This is a genomic window from Streptomyces sp. CB09001 (genome assembly GCF_003369795.1).
GTDB lineage: Bacteria > Actinomycetota > Actinomycetes > Streptomycetales > Streptomycetaceae > Streptomyces.
Genome location: NZ_CP026730.1, coordinates 5670425 through 5683036, shown reverse-complemented (window position 1 = coordinate 5683036; position 12612 = coordinate 5670425). Strand labels below are relative to the sequence as shown.

At 66.4% G+C, this 12612-nt stretch carries 13 protein-coding genes and 2 pseudogenes; 9 read left to right on the top strand and 6 right to left on the bottom strand.

The features are described from left to right. Positions 1-503: 503 nt before the first annotated feature. The 3 genes and pseudogenes from C4J65_RS26495 to C4J65_RS26485 all read left to right on the top strand — a co-directional run bounded on the left by C4J65_RS26495 (position 504) and on the right by C4J65_RS26485 (position 1929). A pseudogene (locus C4J65_RS26495) lies at positions 504-895 on the top strand (hypothetical protein). Next, positions 892-1387, top strand: a pseudogene (locus C4J65_RS37220) (hypothetical protein); the annotation flags it as partial. The pseudogenes C4J65_RS26495 and C4J65_RS37220, both read left to right, overlap by 4 nt. Before the next feature lie 269 nt (positions 1388-1656). Continuing rightward, the gene (locus C4J65_RS26485; RefSeq protein WP_115744642.1) at positions 1657-1929 is read left to right on the top strand and encodes a DUF4365 domain-containing protein; all 273 of its coding nucleotides are present in this window, start codon (positions 1657-1659) and stop codon (positions 1927-1929) included. A 31-nt stretch (positions 1930-1960) separates the two neighbouring features. Here the strand turns inward: C4J65_RS26485 and C4J65_RS26480 are convergent, their stop codons facing one another. Both C4J65_RS26480 and C4J65_RS26475 read right to left on the bottom strand, forming a co-directional pair. After that, entirely contained in the window at positions 1961-2560 is a 600-nt protein-coding gene (locus C4J65_RS26480) for an SMI1/KNR4 family protein (RefSeq protein ID WP_115744641.1), read from the bottom strand. A 69-nt stretch (positions 2561-2629) separates the two neighbouring features. Continuing rightward, positions 2630-3426 (bottom strand): IS5 family transposase gene (locus tag C4J65_RS26475; protein WP_162833630.1). Its coding sequence is split into 2 segments (ribosomal slippage): positions 2630-3093 and positions 3093-3426, totalling 798 coding nucleotides; the frame shifts between segments, so codons are not numbered across the junction. On the opposite strand from C4J65_RS26475, the gene C4J65_RS26470 reads away from it, so the two are divergent. Together C4J65_RS26470 and C4J65_RS26465 are read left to right on the top strand one after the other, a co-directional pair. After that, on the top strand, positions 3425-4552 hold the full coding sequence (locus C4J65_RS26470; RefSeq protein WP_115744639.1) for a DUF4365 domain-containing protein: 1128 nt from the start codon (positions 3425-3427) through the stop codon (positions 4550-4552). The two genes, C4J65_RS26475 and C4J65_RS26470, sit on opposite strands and share 2 nt — an antisense overlap. 1358 nt (positions 4553-5910) lie before the next feature. Then, positions 5911-6737 (top strand): IS5 family transposase gene (locus C4J65_RS26465; RefSeq protein ID WP_162833616.1). Its coding sequence is split into 2 segments (ribosomal slippage): positions 5911-6259 and positions 6259-6737, totalling 828 coding nucleotides; the frame shifts between segments, so codons are not numbered across the junction. Here C4J65_RS26465 and C4J65_RS26460 read toward each other — a convergent pair. After that, on the bottom strand, positions 6712-7146 hold the full coding sequence (locus C4J65_RS26460; protein ID WP_115744030.1) for a GNAT family N-acetyltransferase: 435 nt from the start codon (positions 7144-7146) through the stop codon (positions 6712-6714). The genes C4J65_RS26465 and C4J65_RS26460 overlap by 26 nt on opposite strands. Before the next feature lie 65 nt (positions 7147-7211). After that, a complete protein-coding gene (locus tag C4J65_RS26455) occupies positions 7212-7568 on the bottom strand; it encodes a hypothetical protein (protein ID WP_240330510.1) in 357 nt (118 codons plus the stop codon). 480 nt (positions 7569-8048) lie between these two features. Here C4J65_RS26455 and C4J65_RS26450 point away from each other — a divergent pair, with 480 nt between their 5' ends. From C4J65_RS26450 to C4J65_RS26440, 3 genes are all read left to right on the top strand, one after another. Continuing rightward, positions 8049-8450, top strand: a complete 402-nt coding sequence (locus tag C4J65_RS26450) for a hypothetical protein (protein ID WP_115744638.1) — start codon at positions 8049-8051, stop codon at positions 8448-8450. Then, complete coding sequence (locus tag C4J65_RS26445) at positions 8447-9466, top strand: hypothetical protein (protein WP_115744637.1); 1020 nt, start codon at positions 8447-8449, stop codon at positions 9464-9466. The genes C4J65_RS26450 and C4J65_RS26445 overlap by 4 nt, the downstream gene beginning before the upstream one ends. Positions 9467-9547: 81 nt before the next feature. Then, the gene (locus C4J65_RS26440) at positions 9548-10717 is read left to right on the top strand and encodes a tyrosine-type recombinase/integrase (RefSeq protein WP_115744636.1); all 1170 of its coding nucleotides are present in this window, start codon (positions 9548-9550) and stop codon (positions 10715-10717) included. Between the two features lie 1017 nt (positions 10718-11734). On the opposite strand, the gene C4J65_RS36170 is transcribed toward C4J65_RS26440, so the two are convergent. Then, positions 11735-11953 carry a hypothetical protein gene (locus C4J65_RS36170; protein ID WP_162833361.1) on the bottom strand — a complete coding sequence of 73 codons (219 nt, stop codon included), beginning with the start codon at positions 11951-11953 and terminating at the stop codon, positions 11735-11737. On the opposite strand from C4J65_RS36170, the gene C4J65_RS26435 reads away from it, so the two are divergent. Continuing rightward, a complete protein-coding gene (locus C4J65_RS26435; protein ID WP_162833360.1) occupies positions 11940-12227 on the top strand; it encodes a hypothetical protein in 288 nt (95 codons plus the stop codon). The two genes, C4J65_RS36170 and C4J65_RS26435, sit on opposite strands and share 14 nt — an antisense overlap. Here C4J65_RS26435 and C4J65_RS26430 read toward each other — a convergent pair. Continuing rightward, entirely contained in the window at positions 12224-12469 is a 246-nt protein-coding gene (locus C4J65_RS26430; protein ID WP_162833359.1) for a hypothetical protein, read from the bottom strand. The genes C4J65_RS26435 and C4J65_RS26430 overlap by 4 nt on opposite strands. Between the last annotated feature and the right edge of the window lie 143 nt (positions 12470-12612).

Sequence of the window (12612 nt, the reverse complement as noted above, 5' to 3'; positions counted from 1 at the left end):
ACTCGCATCGCCTGCGGCGGTGCAGCAGAGACTTCCGCTTCGAGCGTCACGAATCTCCGAACGACCCTCTGAAGGAGTGACCGATGCATGCACCTCGCGCACGAATCCGCAGGTCAGCGAACTACAGGAGTGATCCGTCCGCTGGAACCCGCTGCACGGAGGAAAACAGGTCGAGCAACCCACCCGGGCAAGAAAAGCGCAGGTCAGGACCCCTTGCCAGCAGGTTCGAGAATCGCCAGGCACTCCACGTGCGAGGTCATCGGAAAGATGTCGGCCTGAGCGAGTCTCGGAAAAGGCCAGGTCAAAGCCTCTTTCTCGGCTCGCTGTCCTGCATACGGACGCCCAGAGCGTCAAACGAGCGTCATGACGAACTAGCCATCTCTCCTGGGGGCGGAACTGGCTGGCACGACCAGCTCCCCCTGCGTGAGCTCGACTGCGTTCACTGCGGACACCGGCTCGCACATCATGATCCGCACCACTTGGCCGGCCACGACAATGGAGTCATGCCTTCCAGCCCACAGCGCCCCGCACCCGCGCCGAGGGCCCTCTCGGGAGCGAACGCCGAGGATCTCGCGTTGTACCGGGAGAAGTTGCGGCGGCGCCTACCGGAGTCGCTGGCCGAGCTGCAGGGACCCACTCAGGGGGCGTGGCGCTGCCGCCGCACATGGCTTGGTCCGGGATGACCTCGTACGACCTCAGCAAGCCACGCCAGCGCATGGGCCTGCAGCGCACCGTCCTACACGAGGGCCTGCACGATGATCTGCCCCTCTATCTCAACCAGGACCTGCTCCTCCAGCTGTGGCCGATGCTGTGCACACTCGTCGGTCGCACCGTGCGCACTGTCTGGGAGGACACCTTCCCCGAGCTCGCCTCCCGCACTCGGGCAGCCTCGTGACGGACATGCCGGGGCTCCACACGTGGCTGCTGGCGGATGTGACTGCGCTCGGCTCCCCGTACACCCCTGGTCCTCACTGGCGGATACGCCGTGCGGGCGCACCACCTTGTAAACCGCCCCCGCCAGGACCTCGATATCGCCACCGACAACCCGGCGCCCGCGGCCGCCATCGCAGCCCCTCCGTAGGGTCTGGAAGCCGGGACTGGAAGGTGCAGGCGCTCGAGACCGCCCCGCTGGCCGCCCGTTTAACCGTAACCGGCTCAGCCACCGGGCAGGACGTGAGGTCGGCATTCTCAAGGAGATCTTCTGGCGGCCGTCCCCCAGAACCCGTACAGGCTTGTCCTCGCGGAGGAGGACGTGATCGGGACGAAGATCCGCGCTCTCGCCGACTGCGGAGTGCCGCGTGATCTGATCGACGTGTTCGCTGCGTGCCGCCTCTTGACCACGGCCGAACTCGAGGAGTTCGGCCGTCGCCGCGCCCGCGGCCGCTTCGCCCCAAGCCAAACAAAGGTTGATCATTCAGCAGGCCCCGCTGCCGTGTGGACCTCGAAACGTTCAGGTACCCAGCCTCCGGGTTCACTCTTCCCGAAGGACGTGCACAGGTCATTGTCAGTGGTCCCTCTTATCCTGAGTTGACTCGGACCACGCGCGAACGACGGAGGATCACTGCATGGGGTGGGACAACAAAGCGCGCCGTCGGCCGCCCAGATTCAGCAGGGCTGCGGAGCACACATGTGTGCGTTTCTCGGAGCACTGATCGGATGCCGAAGCGCAGTGTCCAGCAGCGGGCTGGGTACCGGGGTGAAGCATTCGTCGACAAGGCCGTCTCCGATGCCGGCCATGTGTGGAACGACACCAAACGTGACTTCGCCGTCGACGGGCAGATCGAGTTCGTGGATGTCGACCGGGAAGTCACCGGTGTCGCCGTCCTGGCTCAAGTGAAAGGCACAGAAGTCGGATTTCGGGGCGAGACGGCGACGGGATTCAAGTTCACGTGTAAGAGGTCGTCTCGTTTGGTTCTCCGAGCAACGTAGTGGGTGTCTGTGGCTGCTGTGACAGGCCGGGTTACATTCCGCGGGCTGGCCCCTTCCAGGGCTCTGGCCGTTCGTCGGCGGTCATCGGAAGTCGGCGCAGCTGTACCGGGCCGGGGTAGAAGGCAGCGGTGTTAGGGCCGGCCATGTCTTCGCCGAGAAGGTAGCGGTAGAGCCATTCAGAGAAGCTCATGTCGTAGCGTGCCCATCCGCCTTCGCCGTCTTCGACCAGCAGCCAGGGGTCTGCGGTTCCCGCCGCGACGAGGAAGACCGTCTCGCCGCGGTCGGTGCTGGCGATCGGCCACAATCCGCTGGGGGTGCCGAAGCTCAACTCCGAGAGTCCGAACAGCAGCCGAGGGTCCTCGTCCGGGTCCAGACCGTCCCACGGCACGTCGGACCAGATACGAGCTGTGTCTCGTATCCAGCCGCCCAGGTTCCAGCGCTCGGTGGCAGGGTGGTGCAAAGTCAAGTGGCCGTTGAGCTGGATCGGAGCGTACGCGTCGACGAGGGTTTGGTAGTCGGTCGGCAACCGCACGCCGAGCTCGCCGTGGAGATGGTCCCAGGAGGCAGGGTCCGCATAGCGGTTCTGGCCCGGGCCGAGCATCGCCATGGTTGCGGGCAGGTAGTCGGTCATGTGGCTCCTCACGGGTGTGTCGTCATCGCGGCAGGATCATCGATCATCCCAGTTCGGAGGTGCCACCGGTCAGGTTGTCAGCCTGCGGTAGCAGATCAGGGCGGCGGCGATGCCGGCGAATGCCAGAAAGTGTTCGGCCTTACGCTCGTAGCGACGATGCAGACGGCGGCACCCGGACAGCCATGCCACCGTGCGCTCTACGGTCCAACGGTGATGGCCGAGACGCTGGGAGGATTCGATGCCCCGGCGGGCGATGCGTGGTGTGATGTTGCGGGAGCGGAGCCACGAGCGCAGACGGTCGAAGTCGTAGCCCTTGTCGCCGTGCAGCTTGGCCGGTCGACGGCGACGCGGACCGCGGCGGGACCGGATGGGTGGGATGCCACGGACGAGAGGTTCGAGGCCCTGGCTGTCGTGCGTGTTCGCAGCCGAGATCCCGATGGAGAGGGGCAGACCGGTCCGCTCTGTGATCAGGTGGATCTTTGATCCTTTCTTGCCGCGATCTACGGGATTCGGACCCGTCAGGTCCCCCCTTTGAGGGCCCGCATGTTCACCGAATCGATCGCGCAGCGCGACCAGTCCAATCCGCCACGGGCGCCGAGTTCGTCCAGGACCAGACGGTGCAGCTTGCCCCACACCCGGGCCCTGCTCCACTCGCCGAAGCGGCGGTGCGCGGTCGGCCCGGACGGACCGAAGACCGGAGGCAGCTGCCGCCACGTGCAACCGCTCGTGGCGACGAACAGGATGGCAGCCAGCACCTGTCGGTCCCCATACCGGCGTCGTCCGCCACCTTGCGGTCGTACCGGCGCCGCTGGAACCACCCGCTGGAACAACTCCCACAACCCGTCTGGGACCAGACGCTCCACCATGGCCATCACAGCGATCAGCTTAGCGATCAAGCCAGTTGAGACGACCTCTAAGGCCGACCACATCACCTACTGGCTTCGGCTGGGGCGACCAGTCGTGCTCATCTGCGTCGACCTGCGTATCCAACAAGCATGGTGGAAGCGCGTCGACACCTGGTTCGCCGACCCTGAACGCAAAGCCCGGCGGGTCGTTCAGTTCGACAAGGCCGCAGACCGCTTCGACCCCGACGCCTTCAGCCGACTGTCGGCCCTGGGCGTACCCGTGGGGGAGCCGTTGCCGCGGCTCGAAGGAAGCGAACAGCTGGTCTCGAACCTCCTCAAGGTTGAGGGCTTCGCCCCACTCATCTACGAGGCGTCCACGCCCTGTCGTGACCGCGGCGATGCCTGGGAGCGGATGCGATCGAACGGCAACCAGTTCGAGAGCGGCTTCGTCCTGGCTGCCGGACGGATCTTCTCGCTGTGCCGACTGGACGAGGGCCCGCTGGCCGTGCTCTGCGACGGGCCGGTCACCTCCGTCCTCAGTGAGGAATGGGCGACCACCGAGGACCCCGACCTGCAGCGGCGCTTCGTGTCCCTGTTGAACTTCACGCTGCGCTCCGCCCACCATCCCGAGTTGGTCTGGCATCCCACCAAGAAGGTCGTCTATATGCAGGCCCCGCCCGACCGGTCCCGCCGGAAGATCAAAGGCCGCTACCGAGGCAGCCGCGGACGCACCTTCTTCACCCCGTATTTCGGCAAGGACGACCAGACCAAGATCAGCTTCTGCCGTCACTACGCTGCCAGCCTGTACTTCCGCCGCTGGAGTGAGCAGTGGTTCTTGGAGATCAACCCCACCTACCACTTCACCATCGACGGTCACCGCGACTCCCTGTTCGACGCCGAGTACGTCCAGAAGATCAAGCGGCTGGAACGCAACAATGCCGTCTACCAGCTCGTACGCGCCTGGGCCGACTATCTGCAAGGCGATGACACCCTGTTCAGGAGCCGGGATGAGCGCATCCGATTCGGCCAGCTCCTACAGCTCGACTGCGATGCCGCCATCGACGAAAGCGTCTGGATTCCGCAAGAACCAGCGCCGAAGCCGAGCGTGAACGGGCTGGCCGAGGGACTGTGGGAGCTGCCGCAATGAAAGCACCAGTGCTTCATGAGCCGGAACTGGAGTTCCGCGCCGGAAACCGTCACATCGATCCCCGCTACGGCATCAGCGTGTTCGGCCCGGCCGACGCCGACTCCCCTACCGGACCCCGTCAGATCCCCATCGCCTTGGTCGGCCCCGCCCATGCGGTCGACGGCATCCGGAGTTGGCTGCAGCGCTGCCAGGACCCAATCGAAGCGAAGGAGACGAAGCCCGGGCAGGAGAATCTTCACCAACCGTTCCCCGGTTTCAGCGGCGACTCCCCGTTCGGTGCCCAGCTCGTCTTCGACGACGCCCTCGTCCGCGAGATCCCCGAACGCCAGCTGCGCCGCCTTGCCCGCGTCGACATTGCCTCCGCCACCGCCGATGCGGTCGAGCTCTACGCCGACGCCGCCCGGTCGCTGGCCGAGACCGGGCGCTGCCGGGTCATCATCTGCGCTCGCCCTGAAGAACTGCGGGACAGAGAAGACCCTCTTCCCTCGGAGGAGGTCGTGACCGACCGCCAGGAGGAACAGGGCGAGCAAGGGGCCGGAGGTGATTTCCACGACCTGCTCAAGGCCGCCGCGCTAACGCTGCCGGCCCCCTTGCAACTGATACGCAAGGAGACTTGGACCGGGATCCCGGCCAAGACCAACGGTCAAACCGTCCGCCCGCTGCAGGACGAGGCAACACGGGCCTGGAACCTGCATACCGCCCTGTACTACAAGGCCGGTGGGACCCCCTGGCGCATGCAGCGTCACAGCTCCGACCTGGCCACCTGCTACGTCGGGGTCAGCTTCTACCGCAGCGCGAGTGGAAACGAGCTGCACACGGCCGTCGCCCAGGTGTTCAACGAACGCGGCGACGGCGTCGTCGTCCGCGGCGGAACCGCGCAGGTCTCCAAGACCGACCGCCAGCCCCACCTGACGCTCTCAGACGCCCGGCAGTTGCTGCTGGACGCCCTAGCCGAGTACCGCACCACCCACGGCCACCAGCCCGCACGCATCGTTGTTCACAAGACCTCGAACTTCACCGCCAGTGAGGTCGACGGATTCCACGAAGCCGCCGACCTGCGTGAGATCGACCATGTCGACCTGCTGTGGATTCAGCGGCGCGGCGCCCCACACCTGTACCGCACCGGCCAACTCCCCCCGTTGCGCGGCACCAGCGTCCAACTGGACGCTCGTTCCCTGCTCCTGTACACCCGCGGCTCAGTGCCGTACTTCCGGACCTACCCCGGCCTGTACGTCCCCCAGCCACTGCTGATCCGGCCCGCAACACACGGCACGGATCTACTGACCGCCGGCATGGACATCCTCGCCCTGACTAAGAGGCCATCTCATTTGGTAGGTAGGCTGTTGGCCGTGGCGGGGATTGTTGAGCGGCTGGTGCCGGACGAGTTGTGGGAGCTGTTTCAGCGGGTGGTGCCGACGGCGCCGTCGCGGCCTCAGGGCGGAGGCCGGCGACGTCACGGTGACCGGGAGGTGCTGGCTGCGATCGTGTTCGTGGCGACGACCGGCTGCACGTGGCAGCAGCTGCCTGCGGCGTCGTTCGGACCATCCGGTGCGACGGCCCACCGCCGGTTCACAGAGTGGACGAAGGCCAGGGTGTGGGCCAAGCTCCACCGCCTGGTCCTCGACGAACTCGGCTCCCGAGGTGACCTGGACTGGTCGCGTTGCGCGATCGACTCGGTGAACATGCGGGCCCTGAAAAGGGGGAACTGACAGGTCCGAATCCTGTCGACCGGGGCAAGTACGGCTCGAAGATCCATCTGATCACCGAGCGGACCGGTCTGCCCCTATCCGTCGGGATCTCCGGCGCCAACGTCCACGACAGCCAGGCCCTCATCCCGCTTGTGAAGGGCATACCCCCGATCCGGTCCCGCCGAGGCCCCCGCCGACGCAAACCCAGCAAGCTCCACGCCGACAAGGGCTACGACTACCGCCACCTGCGGCAATGGTTGTCACGGCGAGGCATCCGGCACCGCATCGCCCGCAGAGGCGTCGAGAATTCACAGCGGCTGGGCCGTCACCGCTGGACCATCGAACGGACCATGGCCTGGCTCGCCGGCTGCCGCAGGCTCCACCGCCGCTACGAACGCAAGGCCGAGCACTTTCTCGCCTTCACCAGCCTCGCCTGCACCCTCATCTGCTATCGCAGGCTATCTGCTCCCCTCACCCCTCGGCGCTCAGAATCATGAAGTTCCCGGGGTTCGGTACCGGGGTGAATCCGGCCTTCGCGTAGACCGCGTGCGCGTCGAGGGTCGACAGCAGCACGCGCTTGAGCCGATAGGGAGCAAGGTGGTCGCGAACCGCTGCGGCAAGCCACGTCCCGAGCCCCTTGCCGCGGTGGGCGGGGGCAACGTAAACGTCGCAAAGCCAAGCGAAGGTGGCACGGTCGGTGACCACGCGAGCGTAGGCAGCCTGGTCGCCGCCGGCGTCGTAGACGGCGAAGTTCAGCGAGCCGCGCACCGACTCTTCGACAGTCTCCCGGGTGCGCCCCCGGGCCCAGAACGCGTCCGTTGAGAGCCAACGGTGCACTAGTTCCACGTCGAGGCGATCCGGGTCTGTAGAGAGCTCGTACCCGTTGATTCCACCGCTGGTGATCATGAAGCGGCAGCGTATCCATGATGCTTGGTTTTTCCAAGTGGTTGTCACGCCAAATGAGATGACTTCTAAAGCCAGAGCAGACGCCCCACACCGCGGCAGCCCATGTCGGCCTTGTGGTCGCTGTCCAGCGTCTCGAACGATGTCATGTTCTCCGGAGTGAAGCCCACTCCGTTGTCCTCGACACTGAAGCCGACGATGGGCTTCAACGCCGCGCGCCCTGGGCCGACGTGGCTGAAGTCGAGTGCTTCCTGCTGACTGCGCCGGATCCTGATGCTCAAACGACCGGGCTCCATGTCGTCGCCGAACCGGGCGTCGATCGCCTGGATGGCGTTGACCACGGCCTCCAGGAGCGGCAGAAGGGCATGGCTTTTCGGCAGACTCGTGTTCCGGACCCGGCCGGCCAGCGACGTAGTCAGCGCCATCGTCTTCCTCCTCGCTCCCAGGCCGCCCACCTTATCGGCGGGCCCGGAGCAAAGGGTGCTGGGCGGCCGAAGTACCGACGAAATGACCTGCTCGCCACGGCCCGCCGCAGAACCCGCAGTCCGCCGCCCACAGCCCCGGCTGCAGCTGCTATGCCTGGCTTGATGTCCCGCCGGCTCGCAGGGCCTGCCCTGGCCGGCAAGCCACCAGAGATCCCCCATCGGAACGAGCGTCACGATATCGCCCGTAACACCCACACCGCGCGGCAAGTCAGGATCCCTTTGCGGTTCCATGAGTGACCTCATCGCTCCGGAGTAGCCCGCCACCGCCGGTCGCGCGTGACAAGCAGGACAAGCCACAAGGCTCAGTCGGCATTGTCAGCGAGGGAGATCGCCACTACTAACGAGTAACCGACAACAACTGTGATTGTTGTCGGTAATCTTTGCGGGACGTCAGAACGACAACGCAGGGGTGGGGTACGTATGACCGAACAGGCGTGGGCCAAGCTGCCGGCGCTCATCGACTTCAACGGTGGTTACGACCTGTGGGATGTCGAGAGGCTGGTCCTCTTTGCCGGGCATCAGAAGGCCGGAGCCCGCATCGTCGAGCGCATCGAGCAGCAACTCGCCGAGAACGGCATCGGTCACCTTCCGACCAAGCTCCCCACGGACAGCACGTGCCAGGTACTCCTCTACAACAAGGACCAGCCCAATCTCGGCTACGTCCTTCGCCTGGTCCATGAACTCGCCACTCAAGGGGTGAACGACAACACGAACCCGTCGATCCACCAGTTGAACACTCTGCTGAACGGCATCTCGACGGCTTGGCAGCCGACCGCTCGGAGGAACGCCGTCGCGCGTCATGCCCCGAAGGAGGCTTCGTGAGCGGGGAGGACTTCACCACGAGTCCCCGCGTTCGTGGAGAGGGTCCGGAGACTGAGCGAAGGCAGCGCGTAGTCCGCCGCCGGCGGGACATGGATTTCACGCCAGTGCGCAACGGCATGGACTTCCTTCTCAGCGCCTTCGACCACCTCAGTCAGCGCGGCGGAGAACCCGGTGCGAGGGACCTGAAGTACGCGGTGCTGCACCTTCAAGCCGCCGTGGAGGTTCTCCTGAAGGCCCGACTGATCCGAGAGCACTGGAGCCTTGTCTTCAGTGACCCGGGCAAGGCCAAACGGACCGACTACGAGAAAGGAAGCTTCCACAGCTGCACGGTTCTCGGTGCCGTCGACCGCCTCAACAACATCGTCTCCCTGCAGATCAGCAAGGAGCAGCGGCAGGCAATCAGTAACCTGGCAGACACCCGCAACGCTCTGACTCACCTCGGCCACGCCGGCAGCGTCTACGCCGTGGAGTCTCAGGCGGCGCACGTACTCGATTTCCTGCTGAACTTCATTCATGAGGAACTGCGACCGGCCCTATCCAACGAGGGCCAGTTCGTCGAGATGACCATGGATCAGCTCCGTACACGCCTGGGGCACATCAAGGCTCTGGTCACGCATCGTGTTCAGCGTCTCGAGGGGGAATTGAAGCCCCTCGCCAGCCACACCGTGCAATGCCCAGACTGCCAGCAGTGGGCGCTAGTTCTCGGCGATGAGCCTTTGTGCCACTTCTGCCTGACTCGCTTCGACCCCGAAGAGGCAGCCGTCTGGTACTCAGAAACTCACGCTGTCACTGATGAGATCTCAATCCTTCTCTGTCCGAGTTGTGATCGGCACACCGTGGCTGCTGGCACCAGCGTCGCGCAGGACAAGAAGACCAGGCTGGATATCTGCTTTCAGTGTGCCAGCGACTTCACCGACTGGGAGGTCTGTGAAGTGTGCGGCGAGACGCTCGTCCCTCCGGACAAAGAACCGTCAACCTGTGATCCGTGTTTGACCGGCCGCTACGAACGCTTCTGAATGGGAGTGATCAATGACTGACGCTCGCTGGAACGGCTACGACAGCTATCGCCAGGCCCCGAAGCAAGACACAGCACCGGCATGACGCTGCACGACCAGGACGAGGAGATCGTCGACGCCGAACTCGTCGAGGACGGGGAGCTGGTGCGCGCGGCGCTGGCTCCCCGCCTGCTCATCGACAGGCACACGGTACTGAGGCCCGGCGAGAGGATCCCGACCAGCGACAATCCGGGCCCGGGGTACACGGAGCGGGACCTGTACCTCAACGAGGCGACTGCCAAGGCGCTCAAGGAGGCCGAGGAGGTCGAATCGCCGCAGCGCCGTACAGCCATGGGCCTGTTCGAGGCGTGGTGCGCGGAGCAAGGGCAGGTGGCGAAACCGTGCACCACGAAGACGTACACCGAGTACGCGCACCATCTGATGGAGCGCGGGCTCAAGGTCTCCACGATCAAGAACTACATGTCCCTGATCCGGTCCTCCATGCCGCCCGGCAAGAAGCCCGACCCGAGCCTGTACCTGCTGCTCCTTGGCCGCTACCGCAGGAAGAACAAGCGGGCGCTCCGCAGGAAGGAGGCGTTCCCGATCACGCTGCCTTACCTGGTGCCGATGATGAAGAAAGCGGAGGCCGACAACCGGCCGATCGGCTGGCGCGACTCGGCCATGCTCGCCTTCGGGTACCGGTTCCTCGGCCGTAGCGTCGAAGACGTCGACCTGGACATTGAAGACGTGACGGTCCTGGACGACATGGTCTTGGTGTGGCTCGCCGAGGACATGACGCACAAGGGCGAGGAGCAGACGCTCTACCTGCACGACCGGGAGGACCTGCAGCTTGTCTTCCGGATGCGCCGGTGGCTCGACTACCTCGCTGAGCAGGGCATCACCAGCGGGCCCGTGTTCCGGGAGGTGAAGCGCAACGGGAGCATCCCGTCATCGGAGACCCGAGCGAAGAGGGCCACCAAGCGCGGTGACTACCTGCGGCCACAGACGGTGAACGACCGGGTGAAGCTGTGGTTCGCCGCGGCGGATCTCAAGACGGATGGCCGTCCCGTGTCGTCCCACGGTCTTCGCGCTGGCGGCGCCACCGACCTCGGCATGAACGAGGCGACGAACGAAGAACTCGAGCTGGCCGGCCGTTGGAAGAAGGGCTCTCGCATCCCCCGAGAGCGGTACGTCCGACCGGTCAAGAACGCGAAGGCGGACCCCTTCAAGAAGGTACCGACGCACAACCCGGACGCCCAGACACAGGAGTGACCCGGTCAGCGCGAGGGGGTCCCTACGGCGCGTACGGGCCCCCTCGGCGTGCTCAGGCGGCGACGGGGAGCACGGCGCGCATGGCGGCCGCGGTGAGTGCGAGGACGGAGCACACCGCCCGCGGGTCGTCGCGCAGCTCCCCACAGGGCGTCAAGGGCGCGCTGTCGTCCGGGGAGACCGTTCGGGGCGGCGTCGAGGACGGCCTGGACAGCGGAGCGAGCCCGGCCGGTGGCGACGATCTGCTGCTCGACGTCGGCCATCGCCTCGACGGGGGGGGGAAGAGCTGGAAGGCCCGGGAGAGGACGGCGGCGGTGTCGAGGACTGTGAGCGCGTCGGCGGTCGGGGGGGGACGAGCTTATCGAGGTCGACGGTGCCCGTCGCGGTGCGAGTGCGCGGTCGGGCGTCGGGGTCGACGATGACGAGCAGGCACATCTGGGCGACGTGCACGGTGCGGGCGAGGCCGAACTCCTGGGCGTGGGCCAGGAACACGGGCAGGCGTCGATTCTCCGAGGACGTCCTCGATGAAGCCGGAGGGGGTGTCGTGCCACAGGCCGTACATGGAGCCGGTGGCCCGCTCGACCTCCCGCATGACGTGCGGCCGCTCGCGGGTGCTGATGTCGTGCTTGAAGGCGTGGCGACGGGAGCGCGGAGCAGGAGGTCAGCGACGTTGGAGGCGTCGCGGGAGATGACGCCGGGCTGGCGCCCGTTCCGCAGCTCCCGGGCCGGAGGGACCACGCGGGGGCTTGCGGGGGGAGCGAGAGCTGCGTGGGGGGCATAGCGGGGAGGGTGCAACCCGCGGGAGGCTAGTGTCGCGGCCTGGCCGGGGCCCATGCCCAGGCCGCCGGCCAAGCCGCGTGGTCCGGCACGGACCAGAACCGAACTGCTCTCACCTCCGCCCTTTCACCAGGTAGGAACCCGTGCCGTCTGTGCCGGGCGGCGGCCCCGCTCCGGGGAGGTGGCGCGGGGCCGCCCCCTGCGGGGGGGGGTGCGGCCGGAGTGTTTCGCCCGGGGGCGGGGTCAGAGGGCCAGCCGCACTCTGTAGTACGTCGCGCGCCGGATTCTGTTACGCCTTGTCGGCAGCGGGCAGGGTCTCTTCGTCCAGAAGTCCCGGCGGATGCCCGCGAACGGGAAGGGCTCGCGGAACAGGGCGTCGACGCTGAGCGGGGCGCTGTCGAAGGTGAGGGGGCCGCCCGGGGCCGTGCCGTCGAGTATGTCGAGGTCGATGCCTGCGGTCACCCAGGCGCAGCGTCCCACCGTTGCGCCTGGCGTTCTGCAGGCGCGTCTTTTCCTCCTCGGTCAGCGGTACACCCCAGCGCCGGGTGTCGAGGGGGACGGCGGTGAAGATGAGCGCGGTGACGCCCTGGCCGTCGTTGTCGCCGAAGTCCACGCCCAGGGGGCGCTCGACAGGTTCGATCGTGCTGAGGAGCTTGAGGAGCGCGCGACTGCGGCGCAGCCGGGGCAGTCGCACTTCTCCGGGGTCTGTGCGTCGGCCGTGGTCTCCGGCGTCTAATCGGCGGGCGGCTCCTTGACGGCGGCCGCCGTGGTGGTCGCGTCGAGGCTGACGAGCATGTCCTGCTCCTCCTCGGCCCGCCGTATCGCCTGCCGGAAGATCTCCATCTCCGACTCGACGACCGAGCGCTCCAGCGGCGAGAGCTGGAACCACGGGGTGGACTCCTGCCCGGCGCTTTGGAGGAACGCCCGGCGGGTCTCGTAGAAGTGCCGCGTCAGGTTCCGCGGGAGCGTCGTGCGCATGGGCATGGATCGCATCGCCATATCTGGGGGAACGCCAACGGCCGGGATTTGTGACACCCCTCCCCTTCGCCGCGGCGCGTTCACGCACCCCTAATGCTCTGGTATGGGAAGGTTCCTCCAGCTCTGCCCCATGACCAGACCTG